This window comes from Ramlibacter rhizophilus, assembly GCF_004681965.1.
In the GTDB taxonomy this organism is placed as follows: domain Bacteria; phylum Pseudomonadota; class Gammaproteobacteria; order Burkholderiales; family Burkholderiaceae_C; genus Ramlibacter; species Ramlibacter rhizophilus.
On record NZ_SMLL01000005.1, the window covers coordinates 135,478 to 154,388 of the forward strand.

The window sequence follows — 18,911 nt, forward strand, 5'->3', positions numbered from 1 at the left end:
GCCATCATGAGCCAGCTCAAGGACAAGATCGCCATCGTCACCGGCGCCGCCGGCGGCTTCGGCGAAGGCATCGCCCGCCTCTTCGTCGCCGAAGGCGCGAAGGTGCTCATCGCGGACCTGGACGGCGCCAAGGCCGCCCGGCTCGCGGAAGAACTCGGTCCGGCCGCGCGCGCCGTCGCCTGCGACGTCTCCAAGGGCGACGAGGTGGCGCGCGCGGTGGCCGCCTGCGCCGAGGCCTTCGGCGCCCCGGACATCGTCGTCAACAACGCCGGCACCACGCACCGCAACCAGCCCATGCTGGAGGTGGACGAGGCCACCTTCGACCGCGTCTTCAACGTCAACGTCAAGTCCATCTACCACATGGCCCGCGCCGTGGTGCCGCTCATGCGCGAGCGCCGGGGCGGCTCCATCATCAACATCGGCTCCACCGCGGGCCTGCGGCCGCGGCCCGGGCTCACCTGGTACAACGCCTCCAAGGGCGCGGTGAACCTGCTGTCCAAGTCCATGGCCGCCGAGCTGGGACCGGACAACATCCGCGTCAACGCCATCTGCCCCGTGATGGGCGCCACCGGCCTCATCGAGCAGTTCCTGGGCGTGCCTGACACGCCCGAGAACCGCGCCAAGATCGTGGCGGGCATTCCGCTGGGCCGCATGTCCACGCCGCAGGACGTCGCCAACGCGGCGCTCTGGTTGGCCAGCGACGCCTCGCAGTTCATCACCGGCGTGGAGCTGCCGGTGGACGGCGGCCGCACCATCTGATGTCCGCCGGGCGCCTGGCTCTCTTCGGCACCGACGAGCCGATCGAGCCGGCGCTCACCCTTCAGGCCGGCCCGCTCACCGTGCGCGTGCGCGGCACGCGCATCGTCTCCATCCATGCGCAGGGACACGAGGTCTGGCACGGCGTGGCCTTCCTGTACCGCGACAGCGACTGGGGGACGCCCGAGCCCGTGGTGGAGCACATCCAGCATCACGCGAATGCGCAGGGCTTCCAGGTCCAGGTGCGCGCCTGCGTGCCGGTGCAGCCGCCCATCGAGCTGCGCATCACCATCGACGGCGATGCCGCTGGCCGCATCCGCTATGAAGGCGTGGCGACGCCGCACGGCGACATCGCCACGAACCGCACCGGGCTGTGCCTGCTGCATCCGCAAAGCCTCGCGGGGCAGCGCATCGAGGTGCTGCACGACGACGGCCGCACCAGCACCTCGACCTTTCCCCGCCGGGTGGCACCCTGGCCCCCCTTCATGAGCGTGCGCGGCATCGGCCACGCCTTCGGCACGGGCGGCTGGGCCCAGGCGCGCTTCGAGGGCGACGTGTTCGAGTTCGAGGACCAGCGCAACAACGCCGATGCGTCCTTCAAGACCTACAACCGCTCCAACCTCATGCCGCGGCCCTACCGGCTGCGTGGCGGGCAGGACCTGCGGCAGTCGGTGGAGCTGGTGCTGGTGCAGGCTTCGGCGACTCCGGCGCGAGCGCCTGCCGCCATCACCGTCGCGTCCGAACCAGCGACACCCGCGCGGCCCGGCATGCGCGTCGGCATCGCCATCTCGCCCGCCGATGCGCAGGCCGGCGATCCGGTACTGGCCGCGCTTTCGCGCATGCGACCCGCGCACCTGCACCTGGAACTGCCGCAGGCCTCGCATCCGGTGGACTGGCCCGGCGTGGCGGGCCTGGTCGCCGCCGCTGGCGCGGCGCTTCGGGTCGACGTGCTCGACATTCGCGAACAGTCGGCATGGGCCGATCTGCAGGCCCTGTCTGCTGCCGTGACGGCCGCGGGCCTGCGACCGGAGGCGGTCGCCGTCTTCCCGAGCACGCCGCCCGTGGTGCAGGCCGCTCGCGCGAGCTTCCCCACGTCGACCGTCGGCGGCGGCACGCCCTGGTTCTTCACCCAGCTCAATCGCGCCGAGGACCTCGGCCCCGTCGACTTCCTCAGCTTCACCACCAGCGCCCTGGTGCACGGTGCCGACGACGAGTCGGTCATGGCCGGCCTGCGCAGCCTGCCCGCCATGCTGGAGACGCTGGCGCAGCGCTACCCGGGGGTGCCGGTGCGCGTGGGGCCGAGCGGCATCGCGACGCGGCGCAGTCCCCTGGGTGCGCGGCCACCCTCCGACGGGACGCGCCGCATCGCGCTGGCCGCACGGGACCCGCGCACCCGCGCGCTCTTCGGCGCCGCGTGGATGGTCGGCTTCCTGGCGGCGCTGGCGGAGGCGGGCGCGCAGGCGGCTACGGTGATGAACCTTTCGGACCTGGCGTCCCAGGACGTGGCGGCCTGCACGGTGCCCGCGGCCACCCTGGTCATGGAACTGCTGCGACCGTCCGTCCACGCGGTCGCGGTCAACGACCCGTCCCGCGCCGCCGCTGTCGTATCAGGCGAATCCCTGCTGCTGGCGAACATCACGGACGACCCGATCACGGTGTCGTCGAGCGGCAGGCAAGGGCTACGGCGCTGCCTGGATGCGCGCGGCGGGCAGGACGACAGCGGCAGCCCGTGGCGCCTCCTCCCGCCGGGCGAGCCTGCGACCCTGCCGCCCTTCGCGCTGGCCACGATCCTGAGTGCATCCTGACGATGGGCCTGGGCCCACCGCTTGGCGGGCCATGACGCGGCTTTAATCGCGCGTCTTCCACAGGAGCACTGCAATGGCCGCACCCTCCAGGTCCTCTTCTCCCACCCGGCACACCCCCGTCGCGCAGGCGCAGCCTGGCCCCGACGCAATCGGCCACGACGCCCGCGGCCGCCCGGTCACCGAACTGCCCCCTCACGCGCCTGCGGCGCAGGCCAAGCGAAAGCGCGAAGACGAGGTGGAACACGACACGAAGCGCTCGCGCCTGTCGGCCGAGCACCCGCTCGTGCGGCAGCCGGCAGCCTTGCAGATCAGCGATGCTGCCGTCTCCGAACGGAGGCACATCCTGGGGGACCTCAACAGTTTCCTCGAGCGCTGCGTACACGAGACGAGCCCCGACGGCGTCCAAGCCGAAGCCCGGGCGCTTGCATTGAGAGCTCATGCAAACCCCGCCATGGGAACCGCCTCGGAGGTCCGCGATGCGTTGCGGCATCGCTGGATCGACATGGCTTTGAAGGCCCCCGACCGGTCGCTCGCGCTGGTGGCGGCCGTCCGTGGGCTGATGCAGGACAAGGACCAGGATCAGGATCAGTCCACCACCCATCAGCGCAATGGCATTGAACTGCTGGACGCGATCGTGAAAAGGCGCGGAACCATCGAGATCACTCGCGGTGAATACGCAGGGTTTCGGCGGGACGTCACCGACGAGGACCGGGGGCGATTGATCTGGATGGTCGCCCAGGCCAGCGCCGAAGCGCTGAGAGCGCAACCCGAGTTCGACGTCGATGTACCCTGGATCTGTCGTGCCATCGAGTCTGGCATCGATACGGAAGCTCTCCGCCAGGTTGCGCGCTACGTGCACAACGCGACTGAGTTCACCGAGGTGTCCAAGGGACAGTTTCTCCGAGCGCTGCTGCCGGCGACACTGCCCCATGCCGATGCGGCCAGGCGCATTGAAACCGTCACCAGCGCCTGGCTGGCATGGGACCACGATGCCGACTGTGAGAACTTGTCCGTGCAGGCCTGTCGGCTCCTGGTTCGGGCCATCCTTGCCGCGCCGGGGCAACAGCTCGGAATGCTCTTCGACCCGCCGGTCTCGACCGACAGACTGCACCGCGTCGTCCTGGCTGCGGAGCATCTCGATGGTCCAGAGCGGCAGAGGCTGGTCGAAGCCTTGTGCAAGCTCCAGGCCAGCGATCCCACCTCCTCCTCTGTTTTCGACGGCGGACAGCTGCGCCGCCTGATCACCGGCGCCGCACCCGACGGCTCCGCTCTCGGTCCCCCGGCAGCCATTCAGACCGAACTTGCGTACCACTATGGCCGCTTCGCTCGGAAGGAGGCGCAGGAGCTGCTGAAGGAAACGTTCCCGGCCCACATCCGCCTGGGCCTTCGACTGGGCCTGGCTGAGCCGAACGCCTGGGCAACCGAATGGGAACGCGCGGATGCGCCCTGGTCCGAGCGCCTCCAAGCCCTGGACTTCCTCGCGGCGTCCCGCCAGGCCACACCGCTGACTGCCGCATCGATTTCCCGCTTGCTCGGAGCGTTCCTGGACGAGCCCAGGCCCGGGTGCCCGCCGGAGCGCATCCTGCGCCATCTGTTCCGGGACATCTCGCCCGCGACGCTGCGGGACTGCCTGGAAGCGCGCAAGCGGGTGGCCGTGGCCGCCGAGGACGCGCGCCGCAACGAGCTCCTTGTGGAGTTCTTGCCGCGCGCGGCGACAGGCGCGTCCGTCGAGCTCTTGCTGCGCGAGGCGGAGGGCGCGCCCGTCGACCTCACCAGCCCCGAGCCGCACCCGGCCCAACGCCGCCAGGACATCCGACACCGGCTCGGCAGCGACTACGCCGCCGTGGTGAACACCGTCCTGCAGCCGCTCGCCGCCGATGCGTCCGCGCAGCAGCGCGAGGCCCGCGGCGCCTGCCTGCAAGCAGCGCTATCCTTCCTCGACACCGAGATTGCGAGCTTCCCGCGTGAGCCCGTGGCCGCCGCCGGCCCATCACCCGGCCCGCAATCGGAGGACCCCATCGTGTTCGTGCTGAAGAACCTGCGATCAGGCGTGGAAGCCGCACTGGACCGGGAGGCGCCGCCACCGGCTGGCAGCTCGTCCAGCAGCTCGTCCAGCAGCGCTGGTCGCTGAACCGGCGGCGCCTAGGGGAAACCGCCCTCTTTCGCCGCCGCCGCGAGTTGAACAATAGGGGGGCATGCTCCCCGACATCGACTCCCTCGCCCTCTTCGTCCGCGCCGCCGAGCTGCGCAGCCTGACTAAGGCGGCCGAAGCCTCGCACATCGGCCTGGCGGCGGCCAGCCGGCGCATGGCGCTGCTGGAACACCGCTTCAAGACGCCCCTGCTGGAGCGCTCCTCGCGCGGGGTGGACCTCACGCCCGCCGGCGCCTCGCTGCTGCCGCATGCCAAGGCCCTGCTGGTCGAGATCAACCAGATGCAGGCCGAGATGCGCGACCATGCCGACGGCCGCAAGGGCGCGCTGCGCATCCTGGCCAACACCTCGGTCATGACCGAATCGCTGCCCGACGACGTCGCCGGCTTCGCGCGCCAGAACCCCGAGGTGCGCCTGGTGCTGGAGGAGAAGTGGAGCGACGAGATCGTGCGCGCCCTGCTCGCCTCCGAGGGTGACGTGGGCATCATCGTCGAGGGTGCCCGCACCGAAGGCCTGGAGACCATGGAGTACAGCAGCGACCGGATCGCCGCCGTGGTGCCGTCCGACCATCCGCTCGCGCGGCGGGCGGAGATGAGCTTCACCGACCTGCTGGACTACGACCTGGTCGCCCTGGAGGCCAACTCCTCCATGATGCGGCTGCTGGCCGCGCAGGCGGTGATCGCCGAGCGCACCCTGCACCTGCGGGTGGAAGTGCGCAGCTTCGAGGCCGTCTGCCGCATGGTGCAGGTGGGCCTGGGCCTGGGGCTGCTGCCCTACCAGGCGGCCAGCGTGCTGGCCGCCGGCCTGGGCCTGGTGGTGCGACCGCTTGCCGAAGAATGGGCCGTGCGCCGGATGCTGGTGTGCGTGAAGAAGGAGCGCATGTCCAACACCTCGGTCGCCCAGTTGCTCGAGTACCTGAGCCGCGATCGCTCCCAGGACCTGTGAGCTTTCAGACCGTGCGCAGCCGCGCGGGCCGGCCCGGCTCGGGCGCGGCCAGGATGCGCTGCGCCTTCAGCCACACCGGGCGGTCCACCATCCTGCCGTCCACCGCGACCGCGCCTCCCGCCGCGCCCTGCATCGCCTCACAGACCCGCGCGGCCCACGCACGCTCCTGCGGGCCGGGCGCGAAAGCGTCGTTCACCGCGGCCACCTGCCGCGGATGGATGCACAGGCGCGCGCCGAAGCCCAGGCGGCGGGACTGATGCGCCTCCCGGTGCATGGCTTCGGCGTCATCCAGGAGCAGGCTCACGCCATCCACCGGAGGCGGCAGGCCCGCCAGGCGCGACTGCCACACCAGTTGCGAGCGGAAGAACAGCAGGCCTTCTCCTTCGTCCTCGATGGCCAGGTCCAGCTGGAAGTCGATGGCGCCGAACGCCAGCCGCACCACGCCGGGCGTGCGGGCCAGCTCGAAGGCGCGCCGCAGGCCCTGCGCGGTTTCGATGAGCGGCATCAGCCCGGTGCCACGGCGCTCGCACAGCAGGTCCAGCTCGGTCGGGACCGTCTCCGCCTTGGGCAGCATCACGCCCGCCACGCCGGGCGCGGCCACCAGCGCGAGGTCCTGCTCGAACCAGGGCGTGTCCAGGGCGTTCACGCGCAGCCACACGGGGCGCCGCGGATCCAGCCATGCGGCCACGGCCTCGCGCGCCGCCGCCTTGCGTTCGGGTGCGACGGCGTCTTCCAGGTCGAGGATGACCTCGTCGGCCGGACTGTCCCAGGCCTTGTCGAAGCGGTCAGGGCGGTCGGCGGGCACGAACAGGTAGCTGCGCGCCAGGGCGCGGGAGGCGGCGGGTTCCATGGCTTCGCATGGTGCCGCCGCGCGCGCGCCGCTGGTTCGAAATTGCACAAGCCCGGATTGCCCAAATTCCCATGGACGCTGGCCCCTGCAATTCGAAGAATGCCTGCATCCCCACCGGCGCCCGCGCATCGCGCACGCCGGGCCATCACCCGAGGACCCCTGGCATGCACTCCGACTCCGACGCCCTCTTTCCCACCGCACGCGGCCGTCACGACGCGCAACCGGTCTATGGCCACCTGATCGGCGGCGAATGGGTGGACGGCGCCGGCACGCCGCTGGCGGTGCTGGCGCCCGCCACCGCGCGCCCCTTCGCCTGGATCGCACGCGGCGGCGCGGCGCAGATCGACGCGGCCGTGCAGGCCGCGCGCCGGGCGCTGGACGGCGACTGGGGGCGCCTCACGGCCGCCGAGCGCGGGCAGCTGATGGCGTCCTTCGGGGCCCGCGTGCGCGAGCAGGTCGAGCGCCTCGCCTGGCTGGAGGCGCACGACACCGGCAAGCCCATCTCGCAGGCCCGCGCCGACATCCGCGCCGTGGCCCGCTACTTCGAGTTCTACGGCGGCGCCGCCGACAAGGTGCATGGCGAAGTCATCCCCTACCTCAACGGCTACAACGTGAGCGTGGTGCGCGAGCCGCTGGGCGTCACGGCCCACATCACGCCCTGGAACTACCCCGCGCAGATGTTCGGCCGCACGGTCGCGCCGGCGCTGGCCATGGGCAACGCGGTGGTCCTCAAGCCGGCCGAGGAAGCCTGCCTCATCTGCCTGGAGTTCGGCGAGATCGCGCGGCAGGTGGGTTTCCCGGCCGGATCGCTCAACATCGTCACCGGCCTGGGCGAGGAAGCCGGCGCCGCGCTCACCGCGCATCCGGACATCAACTTCGTCTCCTTCACCGGCTCGCCCGAAGTCGGCCGGCTGGTCCAGGAGGCCGCCGCGCGGCATCACGTGCCCGTGGTGCTGGAGCTGGGCGGCAAGTCGCCGCAGGTGGTGTTCGAGGACGCCGACCTGGAGCTCGCCGCTGCCACCGTCTGCCAGGCCATCACGCAGAACGCCGGGCAGACCTGTTCGGCCGGCAGCCGCGTGATCGTGCAGCGCAGCGTGTCCGAGCGTTTCCAGCAACTGCTCGCGCAGCGCTTCGCGGCGCTGCGCATCGGGCGACCCGAGGACGACGCCGACCTGGGCCCGGTCATCAACGCCACGCAGCAGCGGCGCGTGCTGGACTTCATCGAGAACGCCCGCGCCGACCGGCTGCCCGTGATCGCGCAGGCGCCCGTTCCCGCCGCGCTCTCGGAGGGCTTCTTCGTTCCCCCCACCGTCTTCGGCCCGGTCCCGGCGGACAACCCGCTGGTGTGCAAGGAGGTCTTCGGCCCGGTGCTGGCACTGCAGCTCTTCGACACCGAGGCGGATGCCATCGCGCTGGCCAACGGCACCGAGTTCGGCCTGGTGGCGGGCGTGTGGACCCGCGACGGAGCGCGCCAGCAGCGCATGGCCCGGCGCATCGTCTCCGGCCAGGTCTTCATCAACTGCTACGGCGCCGGCGGCGGCGTGGAACTGCCCTTCGGCGGCACCAAGCGCAGCGGCCACGGCCGCGAGAAAGGCTTGCTGGCGCTGGAGGAACTCAGCACCACCAAGACCATCGTCAACCGCTACGAATGATCCGGTGCACGCCATGAGCAGCAGTCCAGAAGGCAAACCCCTCGACGGCGTCGTGGTCGTCGCCCTGGAGCAGGCGGTCGCCGCGCCCTTGTGTTCGAGCCGCCTGGCCGACGCAGGCGCGCGCGTCATCAAGATCGAGCGGCCCGAAGGCGACTTCGCGCGCGGCTACGACAGCGCCGTGCACGGCGAGTCCTCGTATTTCGTCTGGACCAACCGCGGCAAGGAGTCGCTGGTGCTGAACCTGCGTGACGACGCGGACAAGGCGCGCCTGCGCGAGCTGCTGGCCTCGGCCGACGTCTTCATCCAGAACCTCGCGCCCGGCGCCGCGGCCCGCCTGGGCTTCGGCTCGGCCGCGCTGCGCGCCAGGAATCCGCGCCTCATCACCTGCGACATCAGCGGCTACGGCGAATCCGGGCCGCTGCACCAGCTCAAGGCCTACGACCTGCTGGTGCAGGCCGAGAGCGGCCTGGTGGCCGTGAGCGGCGCGCCGGGCCCCTGGGGCCGCATCGGCGTGTCCCTGTGCGACATCACGGCCGGCATGAACGCCCTCATCGGCATCCAGCAGGCCCTGCTCCAGCGCGAGCGCACCGGCCACGGCAGCGGCGTGCAGGTCTCGCTCTTCGACTCGGCCGCCGACCTGATGGCGGTGCCCTACCTGCAGACGCGCTACGGCGGCCGCGCCCCCGAGCGCGTGGGCCTGAGGCACCCCAGCATCGCGCCCTATGGCGCCTTCACCTGCGCGGACGGCCGCGAGCTGGTGCTGTCGATCCAGAACGAGCGCGAGTGGGCCAGCTTCTGCCGCGTCGTCCTGCGCGAAGAGGCCCTGTGCGGCGACGAGCGCTTCAACAGCAACGGCGCGCGCACGCGCCACCGCGACGCGCTCGAAGCCGCAGTCCAGGCCGTCTTCAGCCAGCTGACCTACGCCCAGGCCGTCGATCGCCTCTCGCAGGCGCAGACGGCCTACGGCGCCATCAACTCGGTGGACGACCTCATCGCGCATCCGCAGCTGCGCACCACGCCCATGACGGTCCACGGCGAGACGGTGCAGGTCCCGGCGACGCCGTACCGCACGGAGTGGGACGACGCGCAGTTCCGGCAGGCACCGGACCTGGGGGAGCACGGCCCGCTGCGGTGACTACCCCTTCCCCCTCTGGGGGAAGGCTGGGATGGGGGCCACGCGAGAAGCGGCCTGGTCGGCGCGCCAGCCCCCACCCTACCCTCCCCCAAAGGGGGAGGGATCTCACGCCGCCCGTCAGCCCAAGAAAATGGCCCGGACCTTTGTCCGGGCCATCGCATTCCGACCAAGGATCCAGCTACTTCCGCTTGTCCATGAACCGCTGCAGATGCGTCGGATCCACCATCTGCTGGATCGCTGCCAGCGGCGTGGGCTCGGGCACGGTCTTGGTCTCGTGCAGCACGTTCATGGCCAGTTGCAGCTTGCCCACCAGCCCCTGCTCACGGGACACGAGGGAATGCGAGGACGCGGGGTCCAGCTGCTCCTTGAGCGTGGGCCGCTGCATGTACACCCGCTCGACCGCCGCCTTGGCAACCTCGGGCGCCAGCGACAGGCGCTTGACCAGGGCATCGACCGCCAGCTGAGGGTTCTTTGCGATCGCCTCGCCGGCCTGGGTCTCCACCTCCAGCAGGCGCACGCCGATGTCCGGATGCTTCTTCAGGAACTCCGGCCGCACCGCCGTCATGCGCGGGCACACGCCGCCGGGCGTGTACTCCGGGTCCCAGCTCACCACCTTGAAGCCCTCCTGGTCCAGGCTCGCCGAGTACGGCGACCAGGCCACGCCCGCGTCGATGGAGTTGCTGAGGAACGAATTGCGCAGCAGCGGCGCGGGGATGTTCACCACGTTGAGCTTGCCGAAATCCGCGCCGGCCTTCTGCGCCATGAGGTAGAGCGCCACCTGCGCGCAGGTCCCCGAGGCGGCGCCGATCTTGCCGGCCTTGCCGATGTCGCGGAAGGACTTGATGGGGCTGTTCTTGTTGACCACCAGTCCCTCGCCCGTCGCGTCGTTGGAGTTGACGTAGATGACGCTCAGCGGAATCTTCTGCCCCAGCGCGAAGGCCAGGCCCAGGCCGGCCGTCACCACGTCCAGGCTCTCGCTCTTGAGGCCCGCCAGCAGGGGCGCGCCCGACTGGAAGGTGAAGAACTTGGGCTTGATGCCCGCCTTCTCGAACAGGCCCAGGTCCTGCGCCACGTAGAGCGTGACGTGATCGGCCGTCGGGTAGCCGTAGTTGATCTCGATCGGCGCCGAGGCGCTTCCTTGCGCAGCGGCCGGCTGCAGCGCCATGCCGGCGCACAGGCCGAGGGCCGCGATGAGTCCATGAAATTTCATGCTTCGTCTCCTTGAATGTTTGCTCGTGTCGAAGGCCTCAGCGGCCCTTCCAGTGCACCACGCGCGCCTCGATGGCGTTGAGCGTGAGGTTCAGGGCCAGGCCGATGGCCCCGATCAGCGCGATGCCGATGAAGACCACGGGGATGCGGAACAGCAGCGCGGCGTCGGAAATCATGAAGCCCAGTCCGCTCTGCGCGCCCACCAGTTCGGCCGCCACCACCACCGCCCAGCTCAGGGCCAGGGCCACCTTCAGGCCGGTGAAGATCTGCGGCAGTGCGCCGGGCAGCACGATGCGCACGAAGGTCTGCCAGCGCGTGAGGCCCAGCGACTCGGACGCACGCCGATACGCGATGGGGAAGTTGGCCGCGCCCGCGTGGGCGTTCGTCTGCACGTAGTTGAAGGACACGAAGAAGATCAGCACCACCTTGCCCAGCTCGCCCAGGCCGAAATACAGCACCGCCATGGGGATGAAGGCGATCGGCGGAATGGGACGGATGAAGGCCATGATGGGTGAGACCACCGCGCCGGCCAGCCGGTTGTAGCCGGTGAACAGGCCCAGCGGCACGCCCACCAGCACGCCCGCGGCGAAGCCGCTGAGCGTGCGCAGCAGGCTGGACTGGATGTGCGCCCACAGCGGCTGGCCCTGGTAGCCGTTCTCCAACAGCTCCAGGAAGGTGGTCCACAGCGTTTCGGGCGCGGGCAGGTAGCCGGGCTTGACCAGGCCCGAGCGGGTCACGCCGAACCACAGTGCCAGCAAGGCGGCGATGGACGTGACCGACCAGACCCAGTCGGGCACGTGGCGGCGGCGACGCGCCGCACGAGGCTTCAGGGGCGGGTTGGCGGCAGGCGCCGCGGCGCTCGCTTCGGTGCGGGCCGGGGCGGCGGAAAGGGGCATGTTCATGTTCGCGCTCATGTCCGCCTCACCTGGCCTTGGCACCCTGCAGGTACTCCAGGATGTACTTGGGCTCGATCGCCTCCTGGATCCGCGCCGCGGGAATCGGCGACTGGATCGCCTTGGTGGCGTGCAGCACCTCCGAAGCCAGGATCAGCTTGCCGGCCAGGCCCCCCTCCTTGGCGGTCATGGAGAACGGCGAGTCGGGCTTGACCTGCTCCTCGAAGCTCGGAATGCGGCCGCAGCACTGGCGCGCCAGCGTGGCCTTGGCCACCTCGGGCGTGACGCCCAGGCGCTTGACGAAGGCGTCCACGCCCAGCTGCGGGTTCTTGGCCAGCGCCTCGCGCGCCATGGCCTCCACCTGCACCAGCCGCGCACCCACCTCGGGGTGCTTGGCCAGGAACGCCGGCCGCGCGGCGGTCAGGCCCGGGCAGACCCCGCCGGGCGGGGTGTAGTCCTCGTCGAAGTTCGCCACCGGGAAGCCCTCGGACTGCAGCTGCAGCGAGTACGGGGGCCAGGCCACGCCGGCATCGATGGAGCCGCTCATGAAGGCGTTGCGCAGCAGGGGCGCGGGCACGTTCACCACGTCCAGCTTGCCCCAGTCCACGCCGGCCTTCTTCGCCATGAGGTAGAGCGACACCTGCGCGCAGGTGCCGGTGGCCGCGCCGATCTTCTTGGACTTGGCGATGTCCTGGTAGCTCTTGACCGGCCCCTTGGGATCGACCACCAGGCCTTCGGCGGCGGCATTGTTCGCCTGCCAGAAGAGGAACTTGAGCGGGATGTCCTGCCCCAGGGCGAAGGTCAGCGCCAGGCCGGCGGTGACCACGTCCAGGCTTTCGCTCTTGAGGCCCGCCAGCAGCGGCGCGCCCGACTGGAAGTTGAAGAACTTGGGCTTCAGGCCCGCCTTCTCGAACAGGCCCAGGTCCTGCGCCACGTACACCGTCACGTGGTCGGCCGTGGGGATGCCGTAGTTGAACTCGATGGGCGGCTTGGCCGGTGCAGTCTGCGCCAAGGCGGCACTGCAGGCGAAAGCAGCGGTGGCGGCGAGGGTCTTGAGCCAGCGGGTCGGTTGCATGTTCGTCTCCTGTTCGGGGTTGTTCAATGGGCCAGGGCTTCGTCGCCCTCGACTTCGCTCTGCACGGCCAGCACCAGCTCGTGCTCCAGGCGGGTGAACTCGGACGAGCCGAGGAATTCGTAATCGCGCGGCTTGGGCGCGGCCACGCGCACCTCGCGCTTGACGCGGCCGGGCCGGCGCGACATGGCGATCACGCGGTCGGAGAGGAACACCGCCTCGCCCACGTCATGGGTGATGAAGAGGATGGTGGGCCGGAAGTGCTGCCACAGGCGCAGCAGGAGCTTCTGCATCAGCAGGCGCGTCTGGTAGTCCAGCGCGCCGAAAGGCTCGTCCATGAGCAGGATGTCCGGCTGGTTCAGCAGCGCCCGCGCGATCTGCACGCGCTGCTGCATGCCGCCGGAGAGCTGGTAGGGGTAGTGCCGCTCGAAGCCCTTGAGGCCGACTTCCTCCAGCAGGTTGAAGGCGCGCGGCTCGTAATCGTCCCGGCGCACGCCCCGGCAGCGGGCGCCCAGCACCACGTTCTCCAGCACGTTCATCCAGGGAAACAGCGACGGCTGCTGGAACACGATGCCGCGGTTCGGGCCCGGGCTGGTGACCGGCTCCCCGTCGATGCGCACCACGCCGCCCGAGGCCTGCTCGAAGCCGGCGAGCAGGTTCAGCGCCGTGCTCTTGCCGCAGCCGGTCGGCCCGACGATGGAGACGATCTCCTCGGGCGCGATGCGCAGATCCAGTTCGGCCAGGGCGAGCGTGGGTTCGGTGCGGCCGCTGGGCGACTCGTAGAGCTTGGTGACGCCCTCGAAGGCGATCTTGGGCAAGGGGTGGGTGGGGTGCTGCTGCATGGTGTCTCCAGTGGCTGCACGCGAGCGCCGCAAGGCGCCGTGCATGGAGGCATGCTAGGAAGCAGCCGCTGCGGCCGGAAGCTGAATTTGGACAAACGAGCCTTCGCACGCGGGCAACGCGGAAGTGACGGGGTGACAACATCCGTTCGCCCTGAGCGTTTATTCACCGCGGCCAAGGCCCCGATGAACGGCATGCCGATCAAACACATCCGTTCGTCCTGAGCGTTTAATCACCGCAGCCGCAGCCGCGGTGAACGACATCCCCGATCAAACACATCCGTTCGCCCTGAGCCTGTCGAAGGGCTCGCCCTGAGCTTGTCGAAGGGCGACCGGAAGCCCAGATCAGCCCCAGCAAGGACAAAAAGAAAACCCGGCCGCAGCCGGGTCGTTCCAGATGCCGGACGCCTCACCCTCACCCCGGCGCCGCCCCCTCCACCACCACGATGTTCGACCGCGCCGCGCGCTGGCGCAGCGCCTTGGCCGGTGCGTACTCGGGCGACTCGGCCCAGGCGCGGGCCTGCTCGATGCTGGGGAACTCCAGGATCACCAGGCGCCGGGGCGTCCAGCTGCCTTCGAGGACCTCGGTGCGGCCGCCGCGCGCGAGGAAGCGCCCGCCGTACTGCGCCACCGTGGGGGGCGAGAGCTTCTTGTACTCGTCCAGCAGCGCCGGATCGAGCACCTCCATGTCGTTGATGACGTAGGCGGGCATGAAAGTCGCTCGGCTCAGGCGGCCTTCTTCAGCGCCTCGGCCGGCTGCTGGCGCACCTCGATGCCCAGCGCTTTCTCGCGCATGAACATGATGGCGGCCGTGTCGCGGTCGCCCAGGCCCTGCGCCATGGCCTCCTCCATGGTCTTCTGCGCACCGCGCCCGACCAGCGCCTCGAAGCCCATCTGCTCGGCGGCCTCGCAGGCCAGGCGCACGTCCTTGCAGGCCAGGCGGATGGCGAACCCGGGGCTGTCGTCGCCGAGGAACGCCTTCTTGGGCATGGCCACGGCCAGCTGCTGGTTCCAGGCCATGGTGGTGCGCATGACTTCCTGCATGAGTTCGAGCGTGAGCCCGGCCTTGATGCCGATGGCCAGCGCCTCGGTGTTGGCCATCATGATGGTGGTGGCCAGCAGGTTGTTGGTCATCTTCATGGCATGGCCGGTGCCCGGGCCGCCGCAGAAGTAGGTGTCGGTGCCCATGCACTTGAGGACCGGCATGGCGCGCTCGATGGCCTGCGGGTTGCCGCCCACCATCAGCGTGAGCGTGCCGGTGGCGGCGTGCTCGCTGGTCTTGCCCACGGGCGAATCGACCAGTTCCATGCCGCGCGCGCGCAGCGCATCACCCACGCGGCGCGAGGTGCCGGGGTCGATGGTGCTCATCTCGATGACGATGCCGCCTTCGCGCAGGCCCTCGGCCACGCCGTCCGGCCCCAGCACCGCCTGCTCCACGTGCTGCGGCTCGGGCAGCATGGTGACCACGATGTCGCTGGCCGCCCCGACTTCGCGGCCGTTGGCCGCGGCGCGGGCGCCGGCCTGCACCAGGCGGGCCACGGCCTCGGCGCTGCGGTCGTAGACGGTCAGCTCGTGGCCGCCCTTGAGGATGTTGGCCGCCATGGGCGCGCCCATGACGCCCAGGCCGATGAATCCGACTTTCATTCGATGACTCCGTGATGAAGGGTGAAGGTGCGCACGCCGCTCAGGTGCGGTCGCCCCACTGGTTCAGCTCCCACACCGGCTTGCCGCGCAGGTCGGCGACATCGGTGCGCTGGAACTCGATGGCTGCGGGCTTGTTGCCCAGGGTGTCGTAGGCCTGCTTGACCAGCGGCGCGGTGCGGGCGAAGGCGTCCTTGACCTGCTGCCACTGCAGCGGCTTGGGGATGACCTTGTTGTCCGCCATGAACTTGGAGGTCTCCAGCACGGCGCGGGCATCCGCCTCGGTGGGCCAGGACCAGCCGCGCACGAAGAGCACGTCGTCCTTGACCACCTTGGCGCCGTTCTCGGGGTCGAGCTTCCAGTACTCCTTGACCAGCTGCGACACCATGGCCGGGTCCATGGCCGTGAGCGCCGCCACCGCTTCCTGCTGTGCGACCAGGAAGGCGAGCACCGCCTTGGGGTGCTTCTCGATCAGGCCGTTGCGGCCGATCCAGAAGGAGCGGTGCAGGTAGTAGCCGTCGGGCCAGAAGGGCGACTTCTTGGCGTTGGGCAGCAGGTGCCCCGCGCCCTTGCCGGCCGGGCCGTCGTAGTGCGCTTCGGTGTAGCCGAAGGAGTTGGCGATGGCCGTGGTGCCGCTGGACTGCGCGGCGTAATAGGCCGGCGAGATGGTGCAGGTGGCGTCCACGCCCGTGGGCACCGAGGCGGCCTGCGCATGCGTGGGCATGTTCACGAACTTGATGCCCGTGTCCTTGATGTCGTCCACGCCCATCTCGAAGCGCAGCATCTGGAACAGCGCGCTCTGCGGGTCGCCGCCCAGCGACACGCCGATCGTCTTGCCCTTGAGGTCGGCGAAGTTGCGGATCGGCGAGTCCTTTCGCGTGGTGATGAGAAAGCGCAGGTGGCCTTCGCCCACGCACAGCAGGCTGATCGGCAGGCCGCTGGAGATGCCGCGCGTGATGGGCGTGTTGCCCCACATGCCGATGTCCAGGTTGTTGCCCACCATGGCTTCCACCATGGGCAGCGCCGTGGGGTACTCGCGCCAGTCCACGGTCAGGTCGTAGCCCTGCTCGGCGGCCCGCTTTTCCAGCAGCTTGTTGTTGATCATGTACTGGCTCATGGGCGAGTTGCCCGCGGCCCAGGGGATGCGGCCCACCGAGATCTTGAGCTTCTCGCGCGAGCCCTGGGCGCGCACATAGGCCGGCATGCCGAGCGTGGCGCCCCCTGCGACTGCAGCGGCGGCGGCGCTTCCCAGCATCAGCTGGCGGCGGGTGGCGTTCAGGGAGGTGGGCGTGGTCATGGGAGTCTCCTGGGGGTTCGAGTTGAAGCGGTGGGAAGGAACTGAGAGGTGAATCAGGCGGGCGTGGCGGCCGCCTCCGGCGGGGCGGCGGCCGCGCCGGCGGCGCGCCAGGCTTCGTCGCGGATCAGGTTCCAGATCTGCTCGCTCAGCTGGCCGAAGCGCGGGTCGGCGCGCGTGTGCTCGTTGCGCTCGCGCGGCAAATCGATGTCGATCACCGCGCGCACGCGCCCCGGATGGCTGCTCATGACGACCACGCGGTCGGCCAGGAACACGGCCTCCTCGATGTCGTGGGTGATGAAGATGGCGGTCTTGCGCTGTGCGCGCGGCGCGGTCTGGCCCCAGATGCGCAGCAGCTCCTGCTGCAGCACCAGGCGGGTCTGCGCGTCCAGCGCGCCCAGGGGTTCGTCCATCAGCAGCACGTCCGGCCCGTTGGCCAGCAGGCGCGCCAGGGCCACGCGCTGGCGCATGCCGCCCGAGAGCTGGTGCGGGTACTTCTTCTCGGAGCCCGTCAGTCCCACCAGCTCGACGAAGTGCCGCACGCGCTCCTGGCGCTGCTGGGTCGTGAAGCCCTTGCCGGGCGTGCCGTGGTGCAGTCCGAAGCCCACGTTCTCCTGCACCGTCTGCCAGGGCATGAGGGCATAGTCCTGGAACATCACGCCCCGGTCCGCGCCCGGCCCGGTGATGGCCACGCCGTCCTTCTCGATCGCGCCGGCGCTGGGCGTGTCCAGCCCGGCGATCATGTTCAGCACGGTGGACTTGCCGCAGCCCGAGGGGCCGACGATGCAGATGAATTCGCCGCTCGCGATGTCCAGGGACACGTCGGCCACGGCCAGCGTGGTGTGGCCCGTGCGCGGCTGAATGAAGCTCTTGCTCACGCTGCGCAGGCGCAGCTTGGTCGTGGGGGTGGCTTGGGGGGTCATGCTCAGTGTCTCCAGGGAAGCAGGCGCCCTTCGGCGGCCCGGAAGATGCGATCGATCAGCAGCGCGACCAGCCCCACCACGATCATGCAGACCACGATGGCGTTCAGGTCGATGTTGTAGGCATAGAAGACGAACATCATTTGCCCGATGCCGCCCGAGCCGCCGCCGCCGGACTTGGCGCCCACCGCGAGTTCGGCGGCGATGATGGCCGTCCACGCGACCCCCATGGCCAGGCGCGAGCCGAGCAGGATGCTGGGCAGCGCCCCGGGCAGCACCACGCGGGTGAGGATGGTGGTGCGCGGGATGCCCATGGTCTGCGCCGCCATCACCAGCTTGCGGTCCACGCGGCTGACGCCATGCACCGTGTTCACCAGCACCGGGAAGAAGGCCGCGTACCCGACGATGGCCAGCGCCGAGGGGGTGCCCGTGCCGAACCACAGGATGGCGATGGGCAGGATGGCCATGGGCGCGATCGGGCGGAAGCTCTCGATGATCGGGTCCAGGTTGTCGCGCACGCTGCGGATCGACCCCATGAGGACCCCCAGGACCACCCCCAGCGTCAGTGCGACGAGGAAGCCCAGGGCGACCCGGCCGAGGCTCTGCATCAGTGCATTCGGAAGCCCGCCGCTGGCGATCAGGTCCACGCCGGTGGCGACCACCTTCAGCGGCGCCGGCGCCGGGCTGTTGGCCGGCAGGCTCATGGCCCAGGCCTGCCAGGCCGCCAGCAGGACCAGGGGCAGTGCGCCGGCCTGGGCGAATTGCGCGAAGCGCGAGCTCGATCGTGCGATGGCGGTGTTCATTGCAGTCCCGTCCCTTCCGACCAGGGCGTGAGCACGCGCTGAAAGGCGCGCAGGCCCAGGTCACACAGATAGCCGACGACGCCGATGACCAGGATGAAGGCGAAGACCTTCGGGGTCATGAGCAGCTGGCGGTACCACTCGATGGCAAAGCCCAGGCCGCTGGGCGAGCCGATCAGCTCGGCGGCGACGATGGCGGCCCAGGACGCGGCGAACGCGAGGCGGATGCCGACCATGACCGTGGGCAGGGCCGAGGGCACGAGCACGTGCCAGAGCATGGCGCGCCGCCCCACGCCCATGGTGCGGGCGGCGGCCAGCAGCTTGCGGTCCACCTGGCGCACGCCGGCCACGGTGTTCAGCAGGATGGGGAAGAAGCCCACGTACACCATGATGAACACCGGCAGGGTGTTGCCCACGCCGAAGATGAAGAGCGCGAGCGGCAGCCAGGCGATGCCCGAGATGGGCCGCAGCATTTCCACCAGCGGGTCGATGAAGCCCTCGGCGCGCCGGCTCACCCCCATCCAGAAGCCCAGCGGCACGGCCAGCGCGATGGAGATGCCCAGCGCGATGGACAGGCGCGTGGTGCTGATGACCGCGTGCTCGAACAATTCGCCGCTGGCGGCCAGCTCCCACGCGGCCGACACCACGGCCAGCGGTGAGGGCAACTGCAGCGGGTTGTCGTTCCACAGGTGCACCGCCCACCACAGGCCGGCGAAGACCGCGAAGGCGCGCACCGCGATGAACCAGCGCTGGCGTGCGAGGCGTCGAACGGGGCCGGGGCCCCGGGTCGCGGGCGGGGCCAGCGGCGCGGCCGGTGCCACGTCGGCCGCCGTGGTGGTGGAGGCGAGCCCGCTGGCCGCCGCGGGCGCCGGATGGCGCGGCGGCAGGTGGGCGGCAGTCGCTGTCATCGAGCGCATGTCGTTCTCCCGTTGCGAGGTGGTGTCCACGGC

General features: G+C 70.3%; 17 protein-coding genes. 6 read left to right on the plus strand and 11 right to left on the minus strand.

Annotation, left to right across the window (positions count from 1 at the left end; translation table 11 throughout):
• The first annotated feature begins 6 nt into the window (after positions 1 to 6).
• From EZ242_RS13505 to EZ242_RS13520, 4 genes are all read left to right on the plus strand, one after another.
• Entirely contained in the window at positions 7 to 759 is a 753-nt protein-coding gene (locus tag EZ242_RS13505; protein ID WP_135285702.1) for a glucose 1-dehydrogenase, read from the plus strand.
• Positions 759 to 2,561 (plus strand): D-apionate lactonase family protein, encoded by a 1,803-nt coding sequence (locus tag EZ242_RS13510; RefSeq protein ID WP_135285703.1) that lies wholly within the window; start codon positions 759 to 761, stop codon positions 2,559 to 2,561. The genes EZ242_RS13505 and EZ242_RS13510 overlap by 1 nt, the downstream gene beginning before the upstream one ends.
• A 73-nt stretch (positions 2,562 to 2,634) precedes the next feature.
• A complete protein-coding gene (locus EZ242_RS13515; protein WP_135285704.1) occupies positions 2,635 to 4,692 on the plus strand; it encodes a hypothetical protein in 2,058 nt (685 codons plus the stop codon).
• 64 nt (positions 4,693 to 4,756) lie between these two features.
• Positions 4,757 to 5,656, plus strand: a complete 900-nt coding sequence (locus EZ242_RS13520) for a LysR family transcriptional regulator (protein ID WP_135285705.1) — start codon at positions 4,757 to 4,759, stop codon at positions 5,654 to 5,656.
• 4 nt (positions 5,657 to 5,660) lie between these two features.
• Here EZ242_RS13520 and EZ242_RS13525 read toward each other — a convergent pair whose 3' ends face one another.
• On the minus strand, positions 5,661 to 6,506 hold the full coding sequence (locus tag EZ242_RS13525; RefSeq protein WP_135285706.1) for an HpcH/HpaI aldolase/citrate lyase family protein: 846 nt from the start codon (positions 6,504 to 6,506) through the stop codon (positions 5,661 to 5,663).
• A gap of 164 nt (positions 6,507 to 6,670) precedes the next feature.
• Here EZ242_RS13525 and EZ242_RS13530 point away from each other — a divergent pair, with 164 nt between their 5' ends.
• Together EZ242_RS13530 and EZ242_RS13535 are read left to right on the plus strand one after the other, a co-directional pair.
• Positions 6,671 to 8,158, plus strand: a complete 1,488-nt coding sequence (locus tag EZ242_RS13530) for an aldehyde dehydrogenase family protein (protein WP_135285707.1) — start codon at positions 6,671 to 6,673, stop codon at positions 8,156 to 8,158.
• Between the two features lie 13 nt (positions 8,159 to 8,171).
• Positions 8,172 to 9,293, plus strand: a complete 1,122-nt coding sequence (locus tag EZ242_RS13535) for a CaiB/BaiF CoA transferase family protein (RefSeq protein ID WP_135285708.1) — start codon at positions 8,172 to 8,174, stop codon at positions 9,291 to 9,293.
• 178 nt (positions 9,294 to 9,471) lie between these two features.
• On the opposite strand, the gene EZ242_RS13540 is transcribed toward EZ242_RS13535, so the two are convergent.
• From EZ242_RS13540 to EZ242_RS13585, 10 genes are all read right to left on the minus strand, one after another.
• On the minus strand, positions 9,472 to 10,503 hold the full coding sequence (locus EZ242_RS13540) for an ABC transporter substrate-binding protein (RefSeq protein WP_135285709.1): 1,032 nt from the start codon (positions 10,501 to 10,503) through the stop codon (positions 9,472 to 9,474).
• 37 nt (positions 10,504 to 10,540) lie between these two features.
• Positions 10,541 to 11,404, minus strand: a complete 864-nt coding sequence (locus EZ242_RS13545; RefSeq protein ID WP_240787085.1) for an ABC transporter permease — start codon at positions 11,402 to 11,404, stop codon at positions 10,541 to 10,543.
• A 19-nt stretch (positions 11,405 to 11,423) separates the two neighbouring features.
• Complete coding sequence (locus tag EZ242_RS13550; RefSeq protein WP_135285710.1) at positions 11,424 to 12,470, minus strand: ABC transporter substrate-binding protein; 1,047 nt, start codon at positions 12,468 to 12,470, stop codon at positions 11,424 to 11,426.
• A 23-nt stretch (positions 12,471 to 12,493) separates the two neighbouring features.
• Positions 12,494 to 13,309 (minus strand): ABC transporter ATP-binding protein, encoded by an 816-nt coding sequence (locus EZ242_RS13555; protein WP_240787086.1) that lies wholly within the window; start codon positions 13,307 to 13,309, stop codon positions 12,494 to 12,496.
• Between the two features lie 412 nt (positions 13,310 to 13,721).
• Positions 13,722 to 14,018: a DUF1330 domain-containing protein gene (locus tag EZ242_RS13560; protein WP_135285712.1), complete on the minus strand. Its 297-nt coding sequence runs from the start codon at positions 14,016 to 14,018 to the stop codon at positions 13,722 to 13,724.
• A 14-nt stretch (positions 14,019 to 14,032) separates the two neighbouring features.
• Positions 14,033 to 14,950, minus strand: coding sequence for an NAD(P)-dependent oxidoreductase (locus tag EZ242_RS13565; protein WP_135285713.1), 918 nt, complete (start codon positions 14,948 to 14,950; stop codon positions 14,033 to 14,035).
• Positions 14,951 to 14,990: 40 nt separating this feature from the next.
• Positions 14,991 to 16,244, minus strand: a complete 1,254-nt coding sequence (locus EZ242_RS13570) for an ABC transporter substrate-binding protein (protein WP_240787087.1) — start codon at positions 16,242 to 16,244, stop codon at positions 14,991 to 14,993.
• A gap of 53 nt (positions 16,245 to 16,297) precedes the next feature.
• Positions 16,298 to 17,164, minus strand: a complete 867-nt coding sequence (locus tag EZ242_RS13575) for an ABC transporter ATP-binding protein (RefSeq protein ID WP_135285714.1) — start codon at positions 17,162 to 17,164, stop codon at positions 16,298 to 16,300.
• A 2-nt stretch (positions 17,165 to 17,166) separates the two neighbouring features.
• Positions 17,167 to 17,964, minus strand: a complete 798-nt coding sequence (locus EZ242_RS13580; protein WP_135285715.1) for an ABC transporter permease — start codon at positions 17,962 to 17,964, stop codon at positions 17,167 to 17,169.
• Complete coding sequence (locus tag EZ242_RS13585; RefSeq protein ID WP_167784763.1) at positions 17,961 to 18,908, minus strand: ABC transporter permease; 948 nt, start codon at positions 18,906 to 18,908, stop codon at positions 17,961 to 17,963. Before EZ242_RS13585 ends, EZ242_RS13580 begins: the two co-directional genes overlap by 4 nt.
• Positions 18,909 to 18,911 lie beyond the last annotated feature (3 nt).